23 protein-coding genes and 1 other RNA gene are annotated in these 23,442 nt (G+C 53.2%); 8 read left to right on the plus strand and 16 right to left on the minus strand.

Features of this window, described 5'->3' with window-relative positions:
* Positions 1-41: 41 nt before the first annotated feature.
* Both pepP and Q399_RS0104325 read right to left on the minus strand, forming a co-directional pair.
* Positions 42-1,382, minus strand: coding sequence for a Xaa-Pro aminopeptidase (gene pepP / locus Q399_RS0104320; RefSeq protein ID WP_245612825.1), 1,341 nt, complete (start codon positions 1,380-1,382; stop codon positions 42-44).
* Between the two features lie 43 nt (positions 1,383-1,425).
* Entirely contained in the window at positions 1,426-2,007 is a 582-nt protein-coding gene (locus Q399_RS0104325; RefSeq protein ID WP_031565970.1) for a UPF0149 family protein, read from the minus strand.
* Between the two features lie 131 nt (positions 2,008-2,138).
* Here Q399_RS0104325 and Q399_RS0104330 point away from each other — a divergent pair, with 131 nt between their 5' ends.
* The 5 genes from Q399_RS0104330 (at position 2,139) to Q399_RS0104345 (ending at position 6,641) form a co-directional block, all read left to right on the plus strand.
* Positions 2,139-2,396, plus strand: a complete 258-nt coding sequence (locus tag Q399_RS0104330) for a cell division protein ZapA (protein WP_051685726.1) — start codon at positions 2,139-2,141, stop codon at positions 2,394-2,396.
* 36 nt (positions 2,397-2,432) lie between these two features.
* Positions 2,433-2,615: non-coding RNA, 6S RNA (ssrS, locus tag Q399_RS21845), on the plus strand.
* A 9-nt stretch (positions 2,616-2,624) separates the two neighbouring features.
* Positions 2,625-3,290, plus strand: coding sequence for a 5-formyltetrahydrofolate cyclo-ligase (locus Q399_RS0104335; RefSeq protein WP_084164080.1), 666 nt, complete (start codon positions 2,625-2,627; stop codon positions 3,288-3,290).
* 133 nt (positions 3,291-3,423) lie between these two features.
* Positions 3,424-4,749, plus strand: coding sequence for a hemolysin family protein (locus tag Q399_RS0104340; protein ID WP_031565976.1), 1,326 nt, complete (start codon positions 3,424-3,426; stop codon positions 4,747-4,749).
* 188 nt (positions 4,750-4,937) lie between these two features.
* Positions 4,938-6,641, plus strand: coding sequence for a M28 family metallopeptidase (locus Q399_RS0104345; RefSeq protein WP_031565978.1), 1,704 nt, complete (start codon positions 4,938-4,940; stop codon positions 6,639-6,641).
* 166 nt (positions 6,642-6,807) lie between these two features.
* Here Q399_RS0104345 and Q399_RS0104350 read toward each other — a convergent pair whose 3' ends face one another.
* The gene (locus tag Q399_RS0104350; RefSeq protein WP_031565981.1) at positions 6,808-7,188 is read right to left on the minus strand and encodes a hypothetical protein; all 381 of its coding nucleotides are present in this window, start codon (positions 7,186-7,188) and stop codon (positions 6,808-6,810) included.
* A 12-nt stretch (positions 7,189-7,200) separates the two neighbouring features.
* Positions 7,201-8,508, minus strand: coding sequence for an ABC1 kinase family protein (locus Q399_RS0104355; RefSeq protein WP_031565983.1), 1,308 nt, complete (start codon positions 8,506-8,508; stop codon positions 7,201-7,203).
* 148 nt (positions 8,509-8,656) lie between these two features.
* On the opposite strand from Q399_RS0104355, the gene Q399_RS0104360 reads away from it, so the two are divergent.
* The gene (locus Q399_RS0104360) at positions 8,657-9,799 is read left to right on the plus strand and encodes a DUF481 domain-containing protein (protein ID WP_084164081.1); all 1,143 of its coding nucleotides are present in this window, start codon (positions 8,657-8,659) and stop codon (positions 9,797-9,799) included.
* Positions 9,800-9,823: 24 nt separating this feature from the next.
* Here the strand turns inward: Q399_RS0104360 and Q399_RS0104365 are convergent, their stop codons facing one another.
* The 4 genes from Q399_RS0104365 to Q399_RS0104380 are packed head-to-tail and all read right to left on the minus strand — an operon-like array spanning position 9,824 to position 14,154.
* Entirely contained in the window at positions 9,824-10,900 is a 1,077-nt protein-coding gene (locus Q399_RS0104365; RefSeq protein WP_031565987.1) for an ABC transporter ATP-binding protein, read from the minus strand.
* 20 nt (positions 10,901-10,920) lie between these two features.
* The gene (locus Q399_RS0104370; protein WP_031565989.1) at positions 10,921-11,823 is read right to left on the minus strand and encodes a carbohydrate ABC transporter permease; all 903 of its coding nucleotides are present in this window, start codon (positions 11,821-11,823) and stop codon (positions 10,921-10,923) included.
* Between the two features lie 28 nt (positions 11,824-11,851).
* Positions 11,852-12,739 carry a carbohydrate ABC transporter permease gene (locus Q399_RS0104375; RefSeq protein ID WP_037045538.1) on the minus strand — a complete coding sequence of 296 codons (888 nt, stop codon included), beginning with the start codon at positions 12,737-12,739 and terminating at the stop codon, positions 11,852-11,854.
* Positions 12,736-14,154 (minus strand): ABC transporter substrate-binding protein, encoded by a 1,419-nt coding sequence (locus Q399_RS0104380; protein ID WP_051685727.1) that lies wholly within the window; start codon positions 14,152-14,154, stop codon positions 12,736-12,738. Before Q399_RS0104380 ends, Q399_RS0104375 begins: the two co-directional genes overlap by 4 nt.
* Positions 14,155-14,574: 420 nt before the next feature.
* On the opposite strand from Q399_RS0104380, the gene Q399_RS0104390 reads away from it, so the two are divergent.
* Positions 14,575-15,564 carry a Gfo/Idh/MocA family protein gene (locus Q399_RS0104390; protein WP_031566001.1) on the plus strand — a complete coding sequence of 330 codons (990 nt, stop codon included), beginning with the start codon at positions 14,575-14,577 and terminating at the stop codon, positions 15,562-15,564.
* Positions 15,565-15,809: 245 nt separating this feature from the next.
* Here Q399_RS0104390 and Q399_RS0104395 read toward each other — a convergent pair whose 3' ends face one another.
* From Q399_RS0104395 to Q399_RS0104425, 6 genes are all read right to left on the minus strand, one after another.
* Positions 15,810-16,292, minus strand: coding sequence for a hypothetical protein (locus Q399_RS0104395; protein WP_031566003.1), 483 nt, complete (start codon positions 16,290-16,292; stop codon positions 15,810-15,812).
* Positions 16,293-16,744: 452 nt separating this feature from the next.
* Complete coding sequence (locus Q399_RS0104405) at positions 16,745-17,182, minus strand: hypothetical protein (RefSeq protein WP_031566007.1); 438 nt, start codon at positions 17,180-17,182, stop codon at positions 16,745-16,747.
* A 119-nt stretch (positions 17,183-17,301) separates the two neighbouring features.
* Positions 17,302-17,985: a hypothetical protein gene (locus Q399_RS0104410; RefSeq protein ID WP_031566010.1), complete on the minus strand. Its 684-nt coding sequence runs from the start codon at positions 17,983-17,985 to the stop codon at positions 17,302-17,304.
* A gap of 89 nt (positions 17,986-18,074) precedes the next feature.
* Positions 18,075-18,812: a hypothetical protein gene (locus Q399_RS21390; RefSeq protein WP_051685728.1), complete on the minus strand. Its 738-nt coding sequence runs from the start codon at positions 18,810-18,812 to the stop codon at positions 18,075-18,077.
* Between the two features lie 83 nt (positions 18,813-18,895).
* A complete protein-coding gene (locus Q399_RS0104420) occupies positions 18,896-19,696 on the minus strand; it encodes a ThuA domain-containing protein (RefSeq protein ID WP_084164082.1) in 801 nt (266 codons plus the stop codon).
* Positions 19,693-20,310 carry a hypothetical protein gene (locus Q399_RS0104425; protein ID WP_157836220.1) on the minus strand — a complete coding sequence of 206 codons (618 nt, stop codon included), beginning with the start codon at positions 20,308-20,310 and terminating at the stop codon, positions 19,693-19,695. Before Q399_RS0104425 ends, Q399_RS0104420 begins: the two co-directional genes overlap by 4 nt.
* A gap of 252 nt (positions 20,311-20,562) precedes the next feature.
* Here Q399_RS0104425 and Q399_RS0104430 point away from each other — a divergent pair, with 252 nt between their 5' ends.
* A complete protein-coding gene (locus tag Q399_RS0104430; RefSeq protein ID WP_031566018.1) occupies positions 20,563-21,591 on the plus strand; it encodes a LacI family DNA-binding transcriptional regulator in 1,029 nt (342 codons plus the stop codon).
* Positions 21,592-21,623: 32 nt separating this feature from the next.
* Here Q399_RS0104430 and iolB read toward each other — a convergent pair whose 3' ends face one another.
* Entirely contained in the window at positions 21,624-22,460 is an 837-nt protein-coding gene (iolB, locus tag Q399_RS0104435) for a 5-deoxy-glucuronate isomerase (RefSeq protein ID WP_031566020.1), read from the minus strand.
* Positions 22,453-23,352, minus strand: coding sequence for a MurR/RpiR family transcriptional regulator (locus Q399_RS0104440; RefSeq protein ID WP_051685729.1), 900 nt, complete (start codon positions 23,350-23,352; stop codon positions 22,453-22,455). Before Q399_RS0104440 ends, iolB begins: the two co-directional genes overlap by 8 nt.
* Between the last annotated feature and the right edge of the window lie 90 nt (positions 23,353-23,442).

Below are 23,442 nucleotides of genomic sequence, written 5' to 3' on the forward strand. Positions count from 1 at the left end.
CCTGCTCCTGTACTTTGGTGGCTGCGCTTTAGCTGCTGCGGTTAAAACGACCGGTCGGCCATTAATGCTTCAATTTCAGCGATGGTTTTAGGCGCAGTGTCGGTCAGATTCAGATGGCCGTCTTTGATCACCAACAAATCATCTTCAATTCGTACCGCCATACCCCACCAGCGCGGGTCACAATCAGAGCCCGTCGGAATGTACAGGCCAGGCTCAATCGTCAGCACCATGCCGGGCTCAAACGGCCGCTCTATGTCGGCAACTTTATAAGCGCCGACATCATGCACGTCGAGGCCAAGCCAGTGGCCAAGGCCATGAATAAAATACTTTTTACAGGCTTGTTCGGCGATTAAGGTCGGCAGATCGCCGTTTAAGATACCTAAATCACGTAAACCGCGGGTCAGTTCAGCAATAGCGGCGGCGACAGTATCACGCGTGCTGTTGCCGGGTTTGACGGCAGCGCAGGCGGCATATTGTGCGTCTAACACCACCTGATACAAAGCAGCCTGATCAGGCGTGAATTTGCCATTGACCGGAAAAGTTCGGGTGATGTCAGCGGCATAACCTGCCAACTCGCCGCCAGCGTCAATCAGCACTAAATCACCGTCTTTGAGCGCATCATTGTTGTCGGTGTAATGCAAAATACAGCCGTTTTCGCCACCGCCGACAATAGTGTTATACGCCTGCTGCCGCGCGCCGTGCATGGCACAAAAATGACGGATTTCGGCGTCAAGCTGATATTCAAATACACCTGGTGCGGCGATTTGCATGGCGCGTTTATGCGCACCGGCACTGATACGGCCGGCCTCACGCATCAGCGCGATTTCGTGTTCGTCTTTAAATAAGCGCAGTTCAGCAGTCAGCGGGCGCAAATCAGTGATATGCACCGGTGCGCTGTAACCGCGTTTGGGATAAGTGCGTAGCGTTTGCAGCGTCTGGAAAATCTTCTCGTCCAGCTGCGCATAAGCACCCTGGGCAAATACCAGCGTTTGTTTGCCGTTTAGCGCCTGCAGCAGTTCCTGCTCTAGTACGTCGTTGCATAAAGCGGGTAGACCAAAGTGCTGCGCGGCCACTGCCGGACCAAAACGCCGGCCTTGCCAGACTTCGGCCAGCTCGTCTTTCGGCCGGCACAGCAGCAGTTCACGGCAGCTGCCATCGGCAGCTTTGCTTAGAATCAGCCAGGCTTCCGGCTCCGGAAAACCGGTCAGATACAGCAGGTCACTGTCCTGACGGTAGGGATAATCAGTGTCGCGGCTACGGACAACTTCCGGTGCCGCACAGTGCACCAGCACAGAGCCGGGGGTTAAACTGGCCAGCAGCGCGGCGCGGCGTTTGGCATACACAGCAACAGGCACCAGCGGAATTTGTGGTTGCGGCGTCATCAGGGCCTCTTATCAGGAGTTTTGCTTCGGTGTTGTCAGTGATTTAGTGCAGCGTCTGGCTGGCAACTTCCGCCGCCGCAAACTTCTGGCCCACTTCACAGAAGCAGGTCAGCACCATCACCCGCACATGTTCCAGCACCAGGAAATACGACTCTTCGTTTTCCGCTTCGCTGCTGTCATCCGGCGTGTAGATATCAATACGGGTGACTTCGGTTAACTGTTCAACCGCGTCGCGCACTTCTTCGGCGACAATCGACAAATCAGTTTGCTGGATGGCAAAACCGACTAAAAATGCCTGCGCCCATTCAACTAAAGCCTCCAGCCGCTCTGGAAGCGCATCGTCGTCGCTTGGCAGCAGCGGACTAAAGCCCAGCTCTTCGTCGGCCAGCTGACGTGCCGTTTCGGCGATGAGTCCACTGATTTGGCTTTTTAAAGCAGCATTGACCGCTTGCCCGTCGTTTAAGAAGTCGTGTAAAACTGGTAGAATCTGATTCGCATCCGCCGGGACACCGGCACTTAACATGCCGGCGATCAGGCCGTGCAGCTCAGCTGCCGACGCCATCAGCGCATTTTGGTCTAAAGCGCTGGTCCAGAGGTCGAAATTCATTAAAGGATGTTTAGGCATAACAGCATCATCAGGCAGTGTGAATGCCACTATGCTAACACCGGGCTTTCTGAGCGCCAAGCGCGCACCGCCCCGAACCGATTAACCAAACAGTGGCCAAGGCCGCTGTAGTCATCAGAAAAGCAGACAACATGTATCCAAAAGCACAAAAACCAGCCGCAAATCCAAATAAACCAAAACAGCTGACGATTGCGGTGTTAGGCCGCCATATGAAAATTTCCTGCCCGGCCGGTCAGGAAGAAAAACTGCAGGCGGCGCTGACTGAACTGGAAAGCCGCGTCAGCAACACCCGTTACCAGCCGGGCGTCCACGGTGCTGAAGATGTGTTACTGATGATTGCGCTAAATTTGTGCAATGAGTTGCTGGAAGCGAAAAAGAGCGACGAATAACACTTATTTCGCCGGATTCCGGTGATATACTGGCAACGTTCTCTGAGTTGTTTGTGACTGGCTGATGTCCCTGAGCCGATAATTCTTTACATCAGGGTTTCTTCTCCAGCGCTATTGTGCAAGCCCGGCCCGTACCGGGAAGCCTGCGGTGCTGATTGGATTCCCGCCTTGAACCTCTGGTTCAAGGGCTTACGCCGGTCACGGCAATTCGGAGAACACTTTCGGAGTATGCTTAAGTTGCTGCTACCAAACCCCGCGTTATCCCCTGCTATATCATCCGACTTTCAGCCCGACGCGGCCAAACAGGCGCAGCGTAAGCAAATTCGCCAACAAGTGCGTAAAGCCCGACAACAACTCAGCACAGAATTTCAGGCAGAATGCGCCGCAGCTTTGGTGCAACAAGCGCAACAATTCCTCGAGTTGCAGCACGCCCAGCATATTGCGCTGTATCTGAGTAACGACGGCGAACTCGACACATCAGCGCTGCTTGCTTATTTGCAGCAGCAAGGCAAAACCCTGTATCTGCCGGTGCTGCATCCTTTTACTGCCGGTTATTTATTGTTTCAGCGTTATGACGCGTTAACCGTGATGCAGCTGAATAAATTCGGTATCCGCGAACCCAAACCAGACGTCACTGCCATCGCGTTGCCGGCGCAGCTTGATGTGATTTTTATGCCGCTGGTGGCTTTTGATGCGCAAGGTCAGCGCCTTGGTATGGGTGGTGGTTTTTATGACCGTACGCTGGCAGCGCTGCCAAAAACCAGCCAGAAACCGTTATTAGTAGGCCTCGCGCATCAATGTCAGCAAGTGGCCGCTATACCCACCGAACCCTGGGATGTACCGCTGCCGTTAGTGTTAACGCCACAGCAACTCTGGGATTTTCGCTGCTCTTGAGCTGATATCTATTGGTTTTTGCCGCAGAAGAACCTGTTCTCAGCGCCCGAAACTGACATCCGGCTGAATAGCACCCTATACCTGACAAAAGTTTTTGATATACTCGGCTTTCCTCAGTCACCTTATGGTTTATATGGAAATCCTCATACTTGTTAGTCTGATTTTGTTAAACGGCTTATTTGCCATGTCGGAAATAGCCATAGTCACAGCACGCAAATCACGTCTGACAGCCCTGGCCCACAACGGCCGCTCCTCTGCCGCCATCGCACTGAAACTGGCGGAAGACCCAACGCAATTTTTATCGACAGTACAAATTGGTATCACCTCTATTGGTATCTTAAACGGTATCTTCGGTGAAGCCGTGCTGGCCGGTCCGTTTTCGATGTGGCTGCAAAGTTATGGCCTGTCGGAAGCCTTCAGCTCGATTTTCGCCACTGTATTAGTGGTTGTAGTCGTGACTTATGTCTCCATCGTCGTCGGTGAACTGGTGCCAAAACGCATTGGCCAAATCAGCGCTGAGACCATCGCCTGCATTATGGCAAAACCAATGCTGCTGCTTGCCATGCTGACTAAGCCATTTGTCTGGTTATTATCAGGCTCTACCCACGCCATGATGCGGGTTTTTGGTTTTGCCCACAGCCAGGAATCAAACGTCACGCACGAAGACATTCAGGCGCTGCTACAGGAAGGCTCCAGCAGTGGTGTCATTGAACACACCGAACATACCATGGTGAAAAACGTGTTTCGCCTGGACGAGCGCAGCATTTCGTCATTAATGGTACCGCGCTCAGACATCGTGTTTCTTGATATCGAATTACCACTTGCTGAAAACATGCAGCGCGTGATGCAGTCGCCGCACTCGCGGTTCCCGATTTGCAAAGGTCACGCCGATGAATTAATTGGCATTATTTCCGCCAAACAGCTGCTGGCACAGTCAGTCGCCGGTACTTTAAATGACCTGCAACAGCTGGCGCAGCCTTGTAATTTTGTGCCGGACAGCTTAACCGGTATGGAATTACTGGAGCACTTCCGCAGCTCTGGCAGCCAGATGGTGTTTGTCGTCGACGAATACGGCGACCTCAAAGGCCTCGTGACCTTGCAAGACTTGATGGACGCGCTGACCGGTGAATTTAATCAGGCCGATTCTGCTGAACAGGATTTGATGATAGTGCAGCGTGACGACGGCTCTTATTTGCTGGACGGCTTATTACCGGTCATCGACCTCAAAGATTGCTTAGGCATCAGCAAGTTGCCGGAAGAAGACAGCAAACGCTATCAGACCTTAAATGGTCTTATCATGATGCTGCTGGGTAAAATTCCGCAAACCGCCGACAAAGTAGAACTGGACGACTGGTTGCTGGAAATCGTTGATATGGACGGCAAACGCATCGACAAAGTGCTGGCTAAACGCATAGAGCCGGTCGCCGAAGAAGAAATGCCGGGCGCTCTGGCCGACTAAGCCGACATGACTCGCCGCCGACTGGCTTCGATTCCGCGCTGTTCGTCGCAGCAGCAACATTTAGCAACAACCGCCCGCTTGGGCGGTTGTTTGCTTTTATGCTAGCCTCGGCAAGATCTGTTAAAAACAGCTGATTCAATAACAAGATGGCAACGTGAATCGTCAGTCATCATTTCACAGGAACACAAATGAAAACAATTCACTGGCTGACTCTCGGGTCAGCACTGGCGCTTGGCGCATGCCAGCAAACCAGCCAGCCGCAAACCGCCGCTGCGGTCGCAACTCCAGCCGCCAATCAGGAAAACAGCCAACGCGCTGTGGCCGAACGCGTCGAAGCACACATGTTGTTTTTAGCCGACGACGCCCTCGCCGGCCGTGATACCGGCAGTAATGGCCACTTGATCGCCAGCCAGTATATCGCCAGCAATTTCCACCAGTTAGGCTTAAAACCTGCCGGTACCGAAGGCTATTTACAGCCGGTGCCGATGAAACAAAGCAAGCTGGTACAATCAAGCCCGAAACTGAGCCTGACCGTAGACGGCAAAGCAACTGATTTCGCTTTCCCAAAACAATTTATGACAGGCCCAAGCAGCCATGAAGGCAAAGTGGATCTCAGCGCCGGCCTGGTGTTTGTCGGTTATGGTCTGGTGTCGAAAGAATTTGGTATCGACGACTACGCTGGTTTAGACGTCAAAGGCAAAGTTGTGGTTATTCTGCCGGGTCGCCCCGAGTCACTGCCAAGTGAAGAAGCCGCCCATATCGCCTCGTTAAAAGCCCGCACCGCCGCGGAAAAAGGCGCCGTGGGTATGATCACTATCAACACGCCAAAAGATGAAAAACTGCGCCCATTCGCGCAAGGCGCCATGTACCTGCATATGCCGCGTATCCGCTGGTTGCATGCCGACGGCGTGGCTGAAGGCGATTATCCGCAGCTGAAAATCTCCGCCTCGCTGGATATGAAACCGGCCGAAGCACTGTTTGCCAAAGCGCCAGTGTCATTAAAAGATATCTACGCTCAGCTGGAGAAAAAACAAACGCCAAAAGGCTTTGCCCTGCCAGGTGAAGTGAATTTCAGCCGCCAGTCTGAACATCAGCAAATCAGCAGCCCGAACGTGGCCGCAGTGCTGGAAGGCTCTGATCCGGTACTGAAAAACGAATACGTAGTCGTGACTGCACACTCAGACCACATCGGTGTCGGCGTCGATATGCGTAGCAAAGACCGCATCAACAACGGCCTGATGGATAACGCCGCTGGCGTCGCTATCATGCTCGAAACTGCACGGTTATTCGTGAACGCGCCAGTGAAACCAAAACGCTCAATTTTATTTGTTGCGGTTACAGGTGAAGAAAAAGGCCTGCTGGGCGCCGACTACTTCGCCCACAACCCAACCCGCCCTGCCGACAAGCTGGTGGCTAACGTCAACCTCGACATGCCAGTGCTGTTATACCCATTTGCCGACATCGTCGCCTTTGGTGCCAACCACTCAAGCCTGGGCCCGGTAGTAGAAAAAGCTGCAGGTCTTTATGACGTGAAACTGGCGGCAGACCCAATGCCAGACCAGGCAATTTTCACCCGCTCAGACCACTACACGCTGGTGAAACAAGGCGTGCCGTCGGTATTCCTGATGACAGGTTTCACCTCACGCGACCCGAAACAAAAAGGCGGTGAAGTGTGGGGCAAATTCTTCGCCAAGCACTACCACAAACCAACAGATGACGTCGCCGGCCTCACCAAAGACTTTGGCGCCATCCGCTACGACTACGGCGCCCTGTTTGCTGACATCAACTACGCCATCGGCACCGAAATCGCCAACGCTCCAGCGCGCCCAACCTGGAACAAAGAATCGTTCTTCGGCAAGATTTTTGGCAAAGACTACAACACTGTGAAGTGATTGTGGTTTGGGATTTGAGATTAAAAAAAGCGCCGAAAGGCGCTTTTTTGTTGGGTGTGAGGTTTGGTCTTAGCGGGATCATTGCTGGAACGGCAATAGTGCCAGGATCTGAAGCAACTCTCAGACTTTGTGCAGGGCACATCTATTGATTAAAGAGCGGCGACGGCTACTGCTTTACAGCGCTCCAGTAGGATAAAAAGTTACGTCCTGTCGAGTTAGTCAGCCCTTCCAGCTTTGCCCCCTGTAACACGGCCGAGTGGTTATAGGGACCAGACTGATCTGCCGTAACAAAAGCGATTCGGATCGCCCCCCAGTCTTTATTGATCCGTGCCTGTGCAATCGGCGCGCCGTAAAAAGTGCCTTCGAAGCTGTTATCAGGATTCACCTTTGTCACCACAAATTGCTGCAAGTAGGGTTTGGCATCGGGCGTGGGCCGAAGGTCGACTTGCCAGGTTCCGAGCAGTTGTGTTGGTTGTAAAGGCGCAGCTGTCTCAGCCTGAACCATAGCGACAACAGTCATAAAAATCAGAGCAATCAGATAGCGCATAGGCCTCCAAACTTATAAAAATGGCTCCAGCAAGGCCCGTACCGCGACTTTGGCCTGCAGCTGTTTTGCCAGCAAAAATAAACCTGCCATTTTACGGTGTAAAAACAACGCATCGACCGGTGGTGTATGCCAGTAGCGTAAACGGGTCGATAGCTGCAATCCGGCATCGCGCATGCGCGGCGCTAAATCAGAAGCGGCAAAATCATATACAGCTTGTTGCAGTGGCTCCGCCGCCAGGCTGACCAAATCCAGCACGGCTTGTTGCTGGGCTGGCACTATGTCGGTACTGAAATAACCAATTTGCTGCAGAGCCTGTAATTGGATGCTTTGGTCTTGTTGCAGTAAGCCACGGAACAGCTGCCGATAGCCGTCACTGACCGTCTGGCTGTAATCGCGGCAGGCACCAAAATCCAGCAGAACCAGCTGATTGGTGGTCAGATTGTAGCGGTAGTTGGCAAAGTTCGGGTCGGTTTGGACCAGCCGGAAACGAAAGATCTCCAGAAATAACAGCTCAAACAAACTACTCATCACGGCATCGCGCAGCGCCTGCGGCTGCTGGCGTAGCTCATCCAGCGCGACGCCGTCGACAAAGCCCATGGTTAGAATATGGCGGTTGGACAGCTCGGGGTATAACGCCGGCAGTAAAAAGCGTTGATCAGCAGCGAGCAGCTGTTGATAGCGCTGCAGATAACGGGCCTCCTGCAGGTAATCCGCTTCCTGATGCAACTGTTGTTTCGCTTCGGCCAGCAACGGCTCGATAGCCAGCCCTTGCGGCAACAACCCGCTGATGCGCAACAAGGTCGCCACATTATCCACATCGCTGTCGATACTGGTGTTGATGCCCGGATACTGGATTTTCACTGCCAGCGGCCGGCCATTGTCATGATTTGCAGCATGCACCTGACCAATCGAAGCTGCCGCCAGCGGTGCAAAATTAAAGTGACTGAATTGACGTTGCCAGTCCGCGCCCCATTCTTGCTTCAGCACAGCAGCGAGTTGGGCCGGCAGCATCGGGCTGCCATGCGCTCTAAGCTGCGACAATATGCCACTGAGCGCCGGTGGCAGCAGGTCGCCGGCATCCATCGACAATAATTGGCCCAGTTTCATCGCAGCGCCACGCATATGCGCCAGCTGCTGTGTGACGCGTTTTGCATTGGCTGGTGTCAGCAAGACTTGCTGTAGCGCCGGTTTTTGGCCTTGCGCCAACTGCCGGGCACCTTCGGCTAACATGCCGCCGGCTACTTTGCCGGCTAAACTGGCCAGGCTGCCAAATCGGGCCAGCCGGCTGGTGGGAACTTTACTGCTTTTGGCGGTAGTCATATTCAGCGGTTTATTGTAATGCCATGCTGCAGGTATACGCGCAAAGCGCGGCGACAGGCCAGTCGACCGCAAAAAAACGTTAAAGCACCTGTTGTTAACGGGCAGCGCAGGAGAAAAGGTCATCAACAGTAAAACTCATTGAGTTTCAATGTCACTTCAAGCCATGATGCAGTATTTCGCAATGGATTTGGTGACGCGACTGATGAGGTTTATCGGACTAAAAACCACGCTAACGGTACTGAGTGTACTGCCAGCTCTGGCATTTGCTGCCAGCAGTAACCTTTATCAGGTGCGGCTGAAAAATGGTGATTTACTTAGTGGTGAACTGAAAAGTAGTTCGGCGACTGCGCTTGTGCTGCACACCGCTTATGCCGGGACTATCACCATCAATCGCAAAGAAGTGCAGGCGTTAAACCCGCTGCTTGCTGCCGCTAGCCCTGCAGCCAAGTCAATTGCCGCAGAGACATCCGGACTACCTGCCGAATCCCCTACGGCAATAACCACTGAAACAGCGCCTCCAATAGCCGCAACATCTAAAGCCACCAAAGCTAAAACGTCAGCCGCCCCCCCGATAAAACTCTGGTCTTTGCAGCTCGATTTAAGTGCGGCTACCCGTAATGGCAAAGAGCAGGCGAAAAACTACAGCCTGACCGAGCGTTTTGAGTATCGCCGCGGGGACTGGCGCGGCAAGTTTGATGCGCATTACGACTACGAAACCAAAGAAGCGGCGCGTAAGACGCACAAATATGCGCTGAATCCAGGGCTGGATTATTTCTATAGCAACCAGCTGTTTTGGCGCGTCGACGCCGACTACAGCTACAACTACCTTGCCAGTGATTATAAAAATGTCGACTTAAGCACAGGCCCCGGTTATGCGGTGTGGCAACAGGGGCCGACGCGGCTGGATTTAGTCTTGCTGCTCGGTCATAAACAGGCCTATTTTCGTGAAGACGAGGCGTTTCGGCTGCTAACAGAATTTGAATCGCCGCTCGGTTACAACACGGCATCATTGGCCTGGGATTTCAGCCACAAATGGCCGGGCACTTTGCTGGAAGTGTATAGCGAAGGCAACTGGCTTGAACTGCTCAGCCAGCCGCTTAGCATCTTTGATTTTGCCCGTGAACTGACGATGGAAACCGGCCTGCGCTACGCGCTGACTGACCAGATCCGCATCAGCTGGTCCTGGCAATATGAACGCTCAGAATTGACGTTACTGCTCCCCAAACTGCCGCGCACATCATTGGATTTATTTGATTCGAAACAAAAAATCAGTATCGGCGCGGCGTTTTAAGCCGCGCTGAGCTCAATCACCGGCCTAACAGGCTGCTGCGACTGCAACAGCCGGTAAACGGCGTTTGCCGTCGGTTTCAAACAGGAAACAGCGGTCCTGGGCAAAAGTCAGTGCGACTTTTTCACCAACTTCGTATTGGCAATCACCTTCCTGGCGCACTACCAGCTGTTCTTGCGTCTGGCAATGCAGGTGAATAAAGGTCTCAACGCCTAAACGCTCGACCAAATCCACTTCCCAGCCAGCGCCGCCGCGCACAATTTGTAAATGCTCTGGCCGCACGCCGAGCTGCAGTTCAGCCGCGCTGCCGTAGCCAGAGTCCAGCTGCACCTGTTCGCCACAGGGCAGCGTAAACAGGCCGTTTTGCAGGCGGCCTTTGACCAGATTCATCTTCGGCACACCGATAAACTGCGCGACAAAGGTGTTGTCCGGCTGATGATATAAATCCAGCGGCGCACCCATTTGCGCGACGTGGCCGTTATGCAGCACGACAATTTTTTGCGCCATGGTCATGGCTTCGACTTGGTCGTGCGTGACGTACACAATGGTCGAGCCAAATTCGCGGTGTAATTTGGTGAGCTCAGCGCGCATCTGCACGCGCAGTTTGGCGTCCAAATTCGATAAAGGCTCGTCAAACAAAATCACTTTGGGCCTTTTGACTATTGCGCGGCCGATGGCGACGCGCTGGCGCTGGCCACCGGATAACGCTGCCGGTTTGCGCTCCAGCAAATGCTCCAGTTCGAGCATTTTGGCAACGTCTTTGACGCGTTTGGCGATTTCTTCTTTTGGCACTTTTTTCAGCGACAGCGCAAAACCTATATTGTCAGCCACCGTCATATGCGGATAAAGCGCATAAGACTGAAACACCATGGCGATTTCACGCTGGTCCGGCGGCACCATATTCATCACTTTGCCACCCATCACCAGCTCACCGCTGCTGATATCTTCCAGGCCGGCGATCATCCGCAATAAAGTTGATTTGCCACAACCGGACGGGCCGACAATCACGGCAAATTCGCCCTCTTCTATCGTGATATCAATGCCTTTGACGATTTCAGTGCCCTGATAATCTTTTTTGATGCCACGTAATTCAATTTTTGACATAACAGGTCCTTATCCCTTCGTTAGCCTTTGACGCCGCCAGAGAATGTCTGGGTCAGGAAACGTCGGGCGAATGCAAATGCGATGACAGCCGGCAAGGTGTAAATCACCGCCAGCGCTGTTAAAAAGCCATAGTCGATGGCGTCGACGCGCAAAAAGGCGCGGAACATGCCAAGCGGCAGGGTTTGTAATTCCGGCGATGAGGTAAACATCAGCGGCATCAGGAAATCGCCCCAGGCATTGATAAAAGCAAATAAACCGGCAGCCGCAAAACCTGGTAAAGCGAGCGGGATCAGCACATAACGCAGCGTTTGCCACTGACTGGCACCATCCAGCGCCGCTGCTTCTTCATAGTCTTTTGGAATGGCATCAAAAAAGGTTTTCATGATCCAAATGGCGAGCGGCAGCTGCAGCGCGGTGTAAATCAGAATCAGGCCCAAATAACCGTCAACAAAGGAAAACATCCGCAGCAGAGTGGTTTGCAAAGCTGCATCGTCAGTCAGACCAGTGATAAAACCGTGCATCCAGCCGTTTAGCGTCAGCATCACTTTATACACCGGCACAATCAGCGCCGGCGGCGGCACAATGCGCACCAGAATAATGGCGTACAGCAAAGGCCGCTTCCACCAGGCCTGAGTGCGCGACAAGGCATAACCGCCAAGCCCGGCAAAAATCAGCGTCAGCACTGTGGCACTACCGATGATCACCACCGAGTTCATGATCCAGCGCACGCCGCTTTCGTTAGTCAGCAGATTATGAAAATGCGCCAGCGTCAGGCTGTCCGGCAGTCTTAAGAACTGCGAGGCTTTAGGGTCGAAGGCCGCCAACAGCACCCAGAAAAACGGCGCGAGGCAAAATAACGAAATCAACACCAGCGTGACATAAGCGCGACGCTGCGCCTGTTGCCCGCTGACACAAGTATCCATCGGGGCTTCCCGAACCAGACTCACCACGTCAGACCTCCACTTTCAGCGCGCGCACATACAAGATGCCGAGCAACATCGAGACCACCAGACTGACCACTGCGACCGCGGCACCATAACCGAGCTGGAAGGCAGTAAACGACTGATTGTAAATATAAATCCCCAAAATCTCGGTGCTGTTGGCCGGCCCGCCACGGCTTAAGGTGTAGACCAGGCCAAAGATGGCAAAAGTGGTCACCGTCGAGATAAACATGTAGAGGAAAATGGTCGGCATCATCATTGGCAGCGTGATGCGCCAGAAGATTTGCCGGTCGGTCGCGCCGTCAACCCGCGCCGCTTCATACAAATCTTTTGGAATGGACGACAGGCCCGAGGTCAGTAAAATCATCGCAAAAGCAATACCGCGCCAGGTGTTGACGATGATGATCGACAACAGCGGAAAGGTATACAGCCACTGCTGCGGCTCCACGCCAAACCAGGCCACCAGCCGGTTTAAGGTGCCGTATTCGCCGCTGGCGAACATCGAGATCCATAGAAAGCCGACGACCATTTCCGGCACTGCATTGGGCAGGCAGATGATGGCATTAAAAATCGCTTTGTATTTCACCGGCTGTTGCAGCGTCAGCGCCGACAAAAAGCCCAGTACAAACTGGCCGATGACAGCAGAGCCAATAACAAAAATCAGCGTGACTTTTAATGAGTTCCAGAATAGCGGGTCGGTAAAGAGCCGCTCGAAGTTACGCAGGCCAACAAAAGACGATTCCTGCGCGGCAAAACCCAGCAGCGCATCGTCAGTGAGACTGAGTGAAAAGGCATAGAGCGCCGGAAACACGATAAAAGCCGCCATCAACACCAGGGCCGGCGTCATCATCAGGCGGTAACCAAACTGGCGGCGCGCCTCAAAAGTTTTTGGCTTCATTGCGCCTCCTGCTGTAATGCTTTGCCTTCAGCCTGTGCCAGGGCACTGTGATTGATTTCCACTTCCCGGTTTTTGCCGACAGTGTCTTCGCCCAGCACATGGCTGACGTATTGCAATAACAGCTGCTGTGCACCAGCGCCATCGACTTTGCCAATCAGCACAGCTTCAGTCGCCCGCGCCACACCGGCCATCATCGCATTGGCGCCGACGGTGCTGCGCAGCGCTCGCGCTTGCGGCAACAAGGCATGGTCGGCGGTCATCGCGCCTAATTCAGCAAACTTCGGATGCTGCGCCGCATCCAGCCGCGCCGGCACGTTACCCAGGCGTTTGGCATAAGCCAGCGCCACATCGTTGTCGCCCATCAATAAAGCCAGCGCCCGCGCCAATTCAGGCTTGCGGCTATTGGCATTAACCGCCCAGGCGTAAACCACTGAAGCTAAGGCAAAAGGCTCAGCGCCATCGGCCGAAGGGAAACGCCAGGTGCGTACGGCGTCGTCAACATTGGCAATCGGATTGCGGCTGCCCGGGCCCCAGTCAAAAGTTTTGCACCAGCTACCGCAAGTGGTGATCAGCAATTGGCCTTTCGGGAACATTTCATACTTCGGAATAACCCAGGGCTCCGGGTTTAACAGCGGCGCCACCGGCATCAGCTGTTCGCTGACTAAAGTGTGATAAAAATCAAAAGCTTTAGCGACGGCCGGGTCACGCAGCGCGTAGCGGTTGTCGCTGGTCAGCAACTGATAGCCGGAAAAACTGGCGAGTAAATAACGGAAACCTTCAGTGTAACTGCCCATACCCCATGTCAGGCCGGCCGGGATTAACAGCGGAAACTGTCCGAGTTTTTGTTTGATTTGGCGGCTGCGTGCCAACAAATCCTGCCAGTCTTTTGGCTGTTCGGTAGAAATACCGGCCTGGGTTAACAAATCATGGCGGTAATACAGTTGCTCGACGGCAACGATGGAAGGCACCACATAACTTTTTTCGTTAAAACTGGCACGGCTTAACTGGCGCACTAACTCAGGCATGGATGCATAACCAGGCCAGGCTTGTAAATCTTGTGTCAAATCAGCCAGATAACCAGCGGCGGCCAGGTCGTCGACCTGCAAATCCCGCGGAATACTAAACACATCCGGTGCATTGCCAGCGCGTAATTCTGTCACCAGCTTGGTGAAATAATCCTGCGGCGGTGCCGGATATTCGACAATGCGCAGCTGCACACCCAGACGTTGCTGCAACATCGGCTGTAATTCACGTAACGCGTCGAGCCGGGCGGCTCTGTGTTCGGCGATCACCAGCACAGGCTGAGTGCTATCGGCGACAGGCGGCTCCCCCCGCCCCTGGCTGGTGCTATGGCACCAACCGATCGCGACCACTGCTGCTACCGGTAGCAGTAGTAATTTTATCGTCTGTCTCATCTATATTGCTCTGTTATCGGTCAGAAAAATGTTGGTCTGTTCAGCCATTGTCGCTGCGGGCAGCAGCCCCTGCGTCACTGGCTGTATGCTGGCGCCGCTCCACCACCGACAATGCGGGTGTCGGTAGTTTTAGCGTCAGCATGCAGCTTTGCGTGCGGTTGTTTGCACAGCTGCACAGCACATTTTTCGTTCCTGGTTTTTTCGTTCCGGTCTGCCGGCAAAGCGCCAGCGCCAGACGTCGTTTTTTTAAGCAGAAAACCCTGTCGACTTTGATAATACGCTTATTGACACCGGTGTCAATATACAATTTAATGGTGTCAATGCCAGCGGTAGCAACACTATGCACAGGCCGGCAAACCTGAGCTTTAATTAGTATATCTTTATGTTTTTTATAGGTTTTTAACCTTCAGGAGTTTTGCTGTGGCCTTACAATTAGCGATCATCGGCTGTGGTACCAAAGCCACTCAGTATATTCAGACCTGGATCAGCCGGGACGACCTGCAAATCCGCGCCGTGATGGACCCAAATCCAGCCGCGATGGCGAATGTCGCCACTATCGCTGCCGCCGCAGAAAAAGCCGCACCGCAAAGCTATAGCGACTGGCAACAACTGCTTAATACTGAAGCCAAATCATTGGATGCGGTCTATATCTGTACGCCACACGCCGCCCACGCTGAGCAAGCGCTGCTGGCGCTGAACCTGGGCCTTGACGTGCTGCTGGAAAAGCCGATGGTGACGACAGTGGCAGAAGCTGAAGCCTTAGTTGCTGCCCAGCAGCGCAGCGGCAAAACACTGGTGGTGGCTTATCAGGGCGGCTTATCGCCGTTAGTTGCCGAGCTGCGCGACGCTATCGCGACAGAAAAATACGGCCCGCTGGTCAGTATCAACGCCGCCATCTGGGAAGACTGGGCCGACAAATATCAGGGCCACTGGAAACAAATTCCGGCGATTTCCGGCGGTGGTTTTATGTTTGATACCGGCGCCCACATGATGAACACCGTATCGCGCATCACCAGCAAACCGTTCGCCCGCATCAGCGCAATGATGCAAAACCTCGGTTTCCCGGTTGACGTGGTGACTTCTGTTTCCGGCGAACTCAGTGACGGCACGCTGTTTAACCTGCACGCCAGCGGCCGCGCAATCCGCTGCGTGTCGCGCATTGAATGTTATTTCCCAACCGCCATAGTGCGCATTTGCGCCTGGGGCCGCTGGATGGAAATTGAAGATACCCAGGGCAATGTGGTGCGCAAAGAACAGGAAGCCGCCAACAATCTGATGAACGTCTTTATGCAAACCCGCACCGGCGAAATTGCCAATCCATCCGACGTATTACAAGGCCTGCGCATGGCGCAGCTGTGGGATGCCATTAAGTTATCTGCCAGCCAGCATGGCGTGCCGGTGACGCTTTAATTTAAGATTGGAGCATAGCTTGGAGTGAAAAGTGGCACCGCCATTCGGTTCACTCCGAGCTGTTTAACCAGTTTCGGGACCAACGATACAGCAGCATGCTGTCCAACACGTTAAATACCAACAACATAGTAAAAGTCTGCAGTAAATGGCATTTAAGTCGTAAGCTCAACCAAAGCGGCAATAACATCAGCGATACAAAGACGCCACAGACGGCTATAAAACACAACTGGTTTAACGTCGCTAAGTCATATGATGCTGACGCTATGAATAAAAGTACCAAGCCCTGCGGCCGGATACACCAGAGGTCGGCGATCTGGAACCAGTTGATCTACGGCAACGACCTGAAACACGACTTTCCCCGCCAATGTGTCTAACCATTTTTCGGAGCGCTGAACATAAAACATCACAGGTATATTTTGTGGCGGGTTATGCATGATATGCGGCAAGTTTTCACAACGTTGCCAGTCAGACATCAAGATCGGGTCTGGCGATAAGGAAGTCTGAAGATAAACATGATCACCACCCCGTTTTTGTTCCAAGCACCATACAGAATGCAGTGTACCGCTGATTTGCTCTAACTGTTCCGGCGCAAATCCCTCTTTCAGAGTGGGAAAGCGCCACGCCAGTGCGAGCGCACACAGTATTAACAGAAGTCTGAAAACGATGGGAACATGACACAATCTAATCATCGCTTTGCTTAACGCCGGTTGCTTTGGTATCTCGTGCATTCAAGTATCCTTGTTTCTCATGAACGCATCACTGTGACAAAATATAAAAACATTTTAAAACAATGACGTAAAGCAGCACCTGGGTTAAAAATGTCAGTACCAATAACACGATGAAAGGCAACCCTGAGGCCAGTACGGGCCGGGCCATGAAAATTCTGTTTAGGATTTTAAAAAAACTCTGGTAAATCAATGGCACCAGAAAGATGAGAATTAGTGTCCGCCAAATATCATCCAACCGGGCTGTGATGCCCCAAATCATCATTATCGTGGGCGAAAACGTGAGAATAAGTAAAAAAACAAACACAGCGGTTTCCTTTCCATTTAAATCGGGCACGATCCATCAAGTAGCTGAGCACCAATCAGTCGGGATTGGACATATTTAACTACCATGAACAAATTACAAGATTTAAAACCGGACTAGCACAAAGGGCATTAGCTGAGTCACTTAGGATTCAACTAGCAGCTTTCATCCGCCCAAACCGTGCGCCGAGAAAACCTCCCAGCAGAGCGAACAAGCAAGTGTAAATCAAAGTGAAAACGCTGCCGATGGCAAAAGTGGATGACATTTTGGCACCTTCAATCAGCGGAACCCACTGATTTAATACCAAAAAGCTAAAACTGACTGCAGCTGCGATAAGACTGCCCCAGCCGGCCGATTGGCGAATTTGCGCAGATTGGCGCCGAACTATCAGCAGCACAACAAAAACCCCGAGCAGGGGCAAAACACCGGATAGCAGATGCGACAACAGTGGCTGAAGATCCGTTTTATCTAATGGGCTAAGTAAATAAGGCGGCAGATTTTGCCCGGTCACCAGGCAATACAACTGCACAATCAGCGCTTCTTGCAGCAGGCAGACCAGTATGGTCAGCACCAGATATATCGCTTTCATCCTCATCCCTGTTGTTAAGAGCAAACGTTGGCTCTAAGCACGCCGTACCCAAGATAGCAGTTTTTTTATCCCGAAAAGATACTTTTGCGTATACAAAATGTCTGACGTGATGATTCGCCTCAGCGCATCTTCCGCTTCGCCAGACTTTGCTCTAACGCCGCAGTGATATCCTTGGCCATAAAGGCATATTTTTTGTGCAGCACATGGTACAGATTGGCATCAAACAGCGTCACGTAACGCAGTTCCGCCGGATCCAACCGTTTAAGTTCACTGGCCGTTGAGGGATAAATGGCGTAGCTAAAACGCCCGCTGCTGACAAATTTGGGGATGTTGGCAAGATCATTGACTACATAAAACTGGCTGCGGATGGCAACGCGATAGCCCTTTTCCAGACCATGTTTGGAGACTGAAGTGGTGACAATAGTCTGCTCCGGGTCGGACAACAGCGACGGATCACATGGCAGCTTTGGCTGGCACAACAAGGTGTAAACACCTGATACCAAAGGCGGTTCTATGCTGATGATGTTGGCGTAGCCATCGAGCACAATCCGCATATAACCAACGTCTCCATCCACCACATTTTTGTCGACCAGTAGCAAATTGCGGTTCGATGGCTGTGCAATAAAATCAGTTTCTATACCTAATGTTTGATAAGCGTCGCGAATAACCGGGATAATAAAATTGACCATGGCCGGATGGTCGACGTAGGAAAAAGTCATTCTGGCCGGGCGCTCTGGTTGTTGTGCCGCCAAGGGCCAGGCCAGCAGCAACAGCCAACCCAAGAGCGCTAGTTTTGTCATCATTGGTACACCTTTCCAGACTGCCGGTCGCCGATGCCCGATGTGAAGGACACTGCGATTTTCACTGACCATCGCCGATTATAGCCAGCCTTTTACTGGGTTGGTGCATTCACTGTCAGGCTTTGTTGCGCCTGCTGCGCGACCGCGGCTTTAAGTTGTTGCAACAATATTGGGTCAGTCTGCGGATGCGCTGCCAGATACAGCTGAATTTGCCGGACTATCTGACGCGAGGCATAAAACTGGGTTTGCCGCACTTTGGCATCACTCAGCGCCTGAAAATCCGGTTCAAATGCCAGCGTCAGCTGAGCGCGGTTTAACTGCAGGATTTTCCATTGGGCATTCACATCTTTGACCAAAATCAGGTTTTGGTCTGGCACAAAACCAATCTGCTGCAGCGTGCTGTCCATCATGCTGCCAGCGACGGCCACAGCAGTGAATTCAGTCGGTAATTTACCTTGCTGAATTTGTTCAATCACGGCGCTACTGGCTGAATAATAACGATAATCGGCGTTAATCAGCGGTGCCAGCCAGATAAACAAGTTCTCGCGGGCGGGCAGCCGCGCCAATGAATAGATCAAGGTATTGGGTTGGGTGCGGGCCAGGTCAAAAGCACGGGCCCAGGGCAAAACTTCAGTACGGCAAGGTAAACCGGCAGCCTGCAGAATGGCCTGAACCTGCAGATAAGCTGAACCTGCCACCACCCTCTGCTCATACACCACCTGATAAGGCGGTAAATCTTCGGTGACGACCCGCAGGCCACAGGCTTGGAGCGCTGCTGGCAGCAACGCCGACAACCACAATAACAGCCTCGCGGCATATTTCCCTGTCATTGGCACACCTCCTGTTCCTTTTGCAGTATAAACAGCAAACCAGCGAATGGTTTGCTGTTCTGGCAACTTTTATCAGGTAGGGGTTATTTCTTCGCCTTTTCGGCCTTTTCCGCCAGCATCAGCTTGCGTGGTTTTTTGTAGTAGGTTTGCTTCGGCGCGCCGGCTTCGAGCGGAATAGGCCGGCCCCAGTTGCCAAGGTTCCAGCCGCTTTGATGCGGTTGATGTGCCCAGGCGATGGCGTTGGCCAAAATCTGGATAATGTGTTCGTTGCGATAAATCGGGAAGGTCTCGTGACCCGGCGCAAAAAAGAAAATCCGGCCGCGGCCACGCTGGAAAGTACAACCGCTCCTGAGCACTTCCCCACCCTGATACCAGGAGTTAAAAATCAGTTCGTCCGGCTCCGGGATATCAAAAGGCTCGCCGTACATTTCCGATTGTGGCAGTTCCAGATATGGCGGAATGTTGTAGGCAATTGGATGGGACGGTTTTAAACACCAGACCCGTTCGCGCTCGCCGCCTTCGGCTTCGCGCCAGCTCAGGTTACAGCTGGTGCCCATCAGACGTTTAAACAGTTTGGCGTGATGGCCGCTGTGCAGCACAATCAGGCCCATGCCGGCCAGCACCCGCGCCTGCAGCTTGTCGATGAGCGCGTCGCTTAATTCGTCGTGATAGCGATGCCCCCACCAAATGGCAACTTCAGTACTTTCAATTAATTCATCCGGCCAGCCTTGCGCCGGGTCGTCCAGCGTGCTCAGCGTTAAATCAAAGCCATAAGGTTGGAGGTTATCGACGATGCAGCCACCGATAGTTTCCGGATAAACTTCCTGCACATCGGCGTCTTCTTTTTCGTGGCGGCATTCGTTCCAAACGGTCACTTTAATCATGCCGGAGTCCTCTTATCTGATGCGAAAGTGCTGAAATCACGCGCGCTGTAATCGCGGCATTCAATGGAAAGAATTTGCAGCGCAGTGCCCATGCCGTTGGCCAGAATGACACAGAGCCAGTAGGCAAGACGCTCAGCAAAGGCCGGCTGTGCCGCGAGCGGCGCAGGAAATAAGCCATCAATCGCCAGATAACCGGCCGTCAGCTCGTCAATATGATCCCAGCGTTCTAAACGGTTTTGCATCAGCTGGTCGGCTAAAGCGTCTTCGACAACCAGCGTGTCGCCTTTGCCATCAAAGCCCATGCTGTAACGCAGCCAGCAGGCACTGGCAAAACAGAGATACTCAACCGACTGCTGCTGCTCCAACCGTGCCACTGTAGTAATCAGCAAAGGTTGCAACCGGGCCGAGCCCTGGCTTAACAAAGCGCCAAGTGGCTGAGTGCCTTGCTCCGGCGCTGCAGCTGACGACGCAAGCTCCCGGTAAAGCCCTCGGGCAAAATCTGCCAGCGCAGGATAAACCAGTGCAGATTGTAAAGCTGTGCTGTGATGCTGGCCACTTAACAAGGCGGCGCAGGACAACACCAGCGCAGCGGCCGATTGTTGTGCAGTTTCCACTTCAGACTCCTGTTTAAACACGTTCTGGCTGCAGCTTTGGCGGCAACCATTGATTCTTTTACAAAATGTCTCGTTAAAAATCGTGATCCGCCAGCCAATTATCATAGCTTGCCGACACATTGACACCGGTGTCAATATGCTTTATACCTGACTCTTTCCTGCGCATTTTTGCCCTTCTTTTTCTGCAGTTGTTGCAGCAGGCGCGCAGGGTATTCGCTGCTATCCGGCAGCTAAACGGAGGTTGTTGCTGTTATGTCTGCTGTCACCATTAACGATGTGGCCCGTCAGGCCGGTGTATCGAAAAAAACTGTGTCGCGCGTCATTAACAATGAAGCCAATGTGTCGGTGGAAACCCGCGACAAAGTGATGGCGGTCATCCAGGCCACCGGTTTTAAACGCAACCCGCTTGGCATGGCGCTGGCAAAAAACCGCTCCTTGTTTATCGCGCTGCTGGCCGACAACCCAAGCCCCGGTTATCTGCAAAAACTGCAAAAAGGCGTGCTGCAGTATTGCAGTGAATCGAATATGGGGTTGTTTTTGTACGACTGCAGCTACCGCTCGCCAGGCCTGGTCGCTGAAATTGAAGGCTTTATCGACAACACCCTCGCCGACGGCCTGATTTTGGTGCCGCCGCTCAGTGATAAAAAAGAATTGCTCGACATGCTCAATCGCCGCAAGGTCGCTTATGTGCGCATCGGCGCGCCGGACGCGGCGCTTGGTGACAGCGTAGGCTTTGATAACCAGCAGGCGGCTTATGAACTGACGCGCTACCTGCTCAGGCTTAAACATAAAGATATTGGTTTTGTGCTGGGTCACCCGGATCAGGGTTCCAGTCAGCGCTGCGAAGCCGGCTTTCGCCAGGCCTATGCCGAAGCCGGTATTGAGTTTCCGGAAAAGCTGCTGGTGCAGGGTTATTACACTTTTCAGTCGGGTGTTGATGCAGCCGCCGTGCTGTTGAACAAAACCCCGCGCCCCACTGCTATTCTGGCATCGAACGACGAAATGGCGGTCGGTGTGCTGTACAGCGCGCACAGCCGGGGCCTGAAAGTTCCGGACGATATTTCGGTGGTTGGCATCGACGATATTGCGCTCTCGACCAAGGTGTGGCCGAACCTGACGACGATGCGCCAGCCCATTACCGCCATTGGGTATCGCGCGGCTTATAAACTGATCCGCAAACTGCAGGGTTTGCCGGATGAAGGCCCGAAAAACCCCGAAGCTGATTTGCTGACCTGTGAACTTATCGTGCGCGATTCGGCGCGCGAACCGGGTCGCAACTGACAAAACAGCATGTCGCATACCGGCTGTGGCGATCATTTTTTGATGATCCATTCATGCTGCGGGTCATTTTTAAACACCCACTGCCGCGTTGGGCCGGCCATCACATTGAGGTAATACAGCTCGTAACCGTGTGGCGCGCCAACCGGATGATAACCACGCGGCACCAGCACTAAGCTGTTGTGCTCAACACAAATGGTTTCATCCAAACTGCGGTCATCGGTATAAACGCGCTGAAAAGCAAAGCCTTGCTGTGGATTGAGTTTGTGGTAATAGGTTTCTTCCAGCGCGCTTTCGACCGGCAGCATGTCGGCGTCATGTTTGTGCGGTGGATAGCTCGACCAGTGGCCCGGCGGCGTGATGACTTCAGTGATCAGCAGCCGCTCTGCCGGCAAGTTGCCGAGCAAAATATTACACACCAGCCGGGTATTAGTGCCCTGGCCACGGGTTTCACGGGTGCAATCTTCGGGTTTTATCAGCCGCAGCGGATATTGGTTGCCGGATGCAGGGGCGCGGCAAAAAGCGATTTCGGCGTCAGTGTCGGCGAAAACCTCCAGCGCGAACCCGGGCGGCACATACAAGGCATAAGGCGCGGTGCCGTCAAATACTGACATGCGTTTGCCGACCTGCAGGAACTGTTGGCCACCATTTTGTTGGCCACCACAGTCAAAACTGACAATGCCACTTAAAATCACGACACAAAGCTCGGTGGTGCCGTCGCTGTCGACAGCCAAATTAGCACCTGCTTTGAGCTGTGCAGCTTCAAAACCAACATATTGCCAGCCGGCACTTTGCGGCGTGACGCGCTGGATAAAACCTGCAGCGTCTGGTGCTGTCGGTTTGCAGTGTAATGAAGTCGTTGCATCAGACATTGGGTTGCTCCGGTTTGATGTTTTGCGCGTTGGTTTGATCAGGTGCTAAGTGATCATGAATCAGTCCCAGCACCAGCGCCTGCACCAGGCTCATACTGGCGCTTAATGAACGAAAGGCGTGTAACTCGGCTTCGCGCACCAACAGTGTGTGGTCGGCCAGCTGATACAGCGGGCTGACGCGGCTGTCGGTGATCAGCAGCACTTTGCAGCCAACCGCTTTGGCGCGCTGCACCACGGTTTGGGTCTCGGCGGCATAAGGCGCAAAGCTGACCGCGAGCAACACATCGTCGGCATCGAGCAGATTCAGCGCCGACTGCTGCATATAACCGGTGCCATCAAATAAATGCACGGCAAGGCCGGTGTTACCAAGCAGATAACTGGCGTAACTGACCACCGGAAATGCCCGGCGCGCACCTTGTAAATGAATCAGCCTGGCTTTCGCCAGTAAGCTGGTAGCAGCAGATAAGGCTGTGGCATCAATGCTTTGGCACAGCTGATTCAGCGCCTGTTGATTGGCGCTGCTGATTTGCTGCAGGTAGTTAAGGCCCGCGCTGTCGGCGGGCACTGAATGGTCTTGCTGCACTGCGGCAATACGCTGCTGATAATCCGGCTGGTTTTGCAGCAGCTGGGTTTTGTACAGCTGTTGCAGCTCAGAAAAACCGGTAAAAGCAAAGGCGTTGGCAAAACGCACCAGTGCAGAGGCGTGCACACCGGCGGCCTGCGCAATAGATGCTGCAGTGCCAAGTGCCACAGCTTGTGGCTGGTCGAGTAAATAGCGGCCAATCACCTGCAGCCGGTCGCTCAGGCTGCTGAAACGGCTGCTGATCTGTTGTTCCAGCTCAACCTGAGTAGCAGCTGGCTGAGTGTTCGTCGTGCTTGGGGCTGTGGCCATATTGCGAAAAAAAACCAATCGGCGGACTGTGATGCTCTGGAGTCTAACCCAATAAAATATTTATTCCAATAGTTGATCTAATAGAATTTT

The sequence above is a fragment of the Rheinheimera texasensis DSM 17496 genome, from assembly GCF_000711985.1.
Classification (GTDB): Bacteria; Pseudomonadota; Gammaproteobacteria; order Enterobacterales; family Alteromonadaceae; genus Pararheinheimera; species Pararheinheimera texasensis.

Excerpts from the sequence above, each read along its gene's own strand:
- Q399_RS0104370 (WP_031565989.1), bottom strand. The coding sequence starts at position 11,823 with ATGGATACTTGTGTCAGCGGGCAACAGGCGCAGCGTCGCGCTTATGTC.
- pepP (WP_245612825.1), bottom strand. The coding sequence starts at position 1,382 with ATGACGCCGCAACCACAAATTCCGCTGGTGCCTGTTGCTGTGTATGCC.
- Q399_RS0104380 (WP_051685727.1), bottom strand. The coding sequence starts at position 14,154 with ATGAGACAGACGATAAAATTACTACTGCTACCGGTAGCAGCAGTGGTC.
- Q399_RS0104360 (WP_084164081.1), top strand. The coding sequence starts at position 8,657 with ATGTCACTTCAAGCCATGATGCAGTATTTCGCAATGGATTTGGTGACG.
- iolB (WP_031566020.1), bottom strand. The coding sequence starts at position 22,460 with ATGTCTGATGCAACGACTTCATTACACTGCAAACCGACAGCACCAGAC.
- Q399_RS0104430 (WP_031566018.1), top strand. The coding sequence starts at position 20,563 with ATGTCTGCTGTCACCATTAACGATGTGGCCCGTCAGGCCGGTGTATCG.
- Q399_RS0104330 (WP_051685726.1), top strand. The coding sequence starts at position 2,139 with ATGTATCCAAAAGCACAAAAACCAGCCGCAAATCCAAATAAACCAAAA.
- Q399_RS0104420 (WP_084164082.1), bottom strand. The coding sequence starts at position 19,696 with ATGATTAAAGTGACCGTTTGGAACGAATGCCGCCACGAAAAAGAAGAC.
- Q399_RS0104395 (WP_031566003.1), bottom strand. The coding sequence starts at position 16,292 with ATGCACGAGATACCAAAGCAACCGGCGTTAAGCAAAGCGATGATTAGA.
- Q399_RS0104375 (WP_037045538.1), bottom strand. The coding sequence starts at position 12,739 with ATGAAGCCAAAAACTTTTGAGGCGCGCCGCCAGTTTGGTTACCGCCTG.
- Q399_RS0104405 (WP_031566007.1), bottom strand. The coding sequence starts at position 17,182 with ATGAAAGCGATATATCTGGTGCTGACCATACTGGTCTGCCTGCTGCAA.
- Q399_RS0104350 (WP_031565981.1), bottom strand. The coding sequence starts at position 7,188 with ATGCGCTATCTGATTGCTCTGATTTTTATGACTGTTGTCGCTATGGTT.
- Q399_RS0104340 (WP_031565976.1), top strand. The coding sequence starts at position 3,424 with ATGGAAATCCTCATACTTGTTAGTCTGATTTTGTTAAACGGCTTATTT.
- Q399_RS21390 (WP_051685728.1), bottom strand. The coding sequence starts at position 18,812 with ATGACAGGGAAATATGCCGCGAGGCTGTTATTGTGGTTGTCGGCGTTG.
- Q399_RS0104325 (WP_031565970.1), bottom strand. The coding sequence starts at position 2,007 with ATGCCTAAACATCCTTTAATGAATTTCGACCTCTGGACCAGCGCTTTA.
- Q399_RS0104410 (WP_031566010.1), bottom strand. The coding sequence starts at position 17,985 with ATGATGACAAAACTAGCGCTCTTGGGTTGGCTGTTGCTGCTGGCCTGG.
- Q399_RS0104440 (WP_051685729.1), bottom strand. The coding sequence starts at position 23,352 with ATGGCCACAGCCCCAAGCACGACGAACACTCAGCCAGCTGCTACTCAG.
- Q399_RS0104355 (WP_031565983.1), bottom strand. The coding sequence starts at position 8,508 with ATGACTACCGCCAAAAGCAGTAAAGTTCCCACCAGCCGGCTGGCCCGA.
- Q399_RS0104365 (WP_031565987.1), bottom strand. The coding sequence starts at position 10,900 with ATGTCAAAAATTGAATTACGTGGCATCAAAAAAGATTATCAGGGCACT.
- Q399_RS0104345 (WP_031565978.1), top strand. The coding sequence starts at position 4,938 with ATGAAAACAATTCACTGGCTGACTCTCGGGTCAGCACTGGCGCTTGGC.
- Q399_RS0104335 (WP_084164080.1), top strand. The coding sequence starts at position 2,625 with ATGCTTAAGTTGCTGCTACCAAACCCCGCGTTATCCCCTGCTATATCA.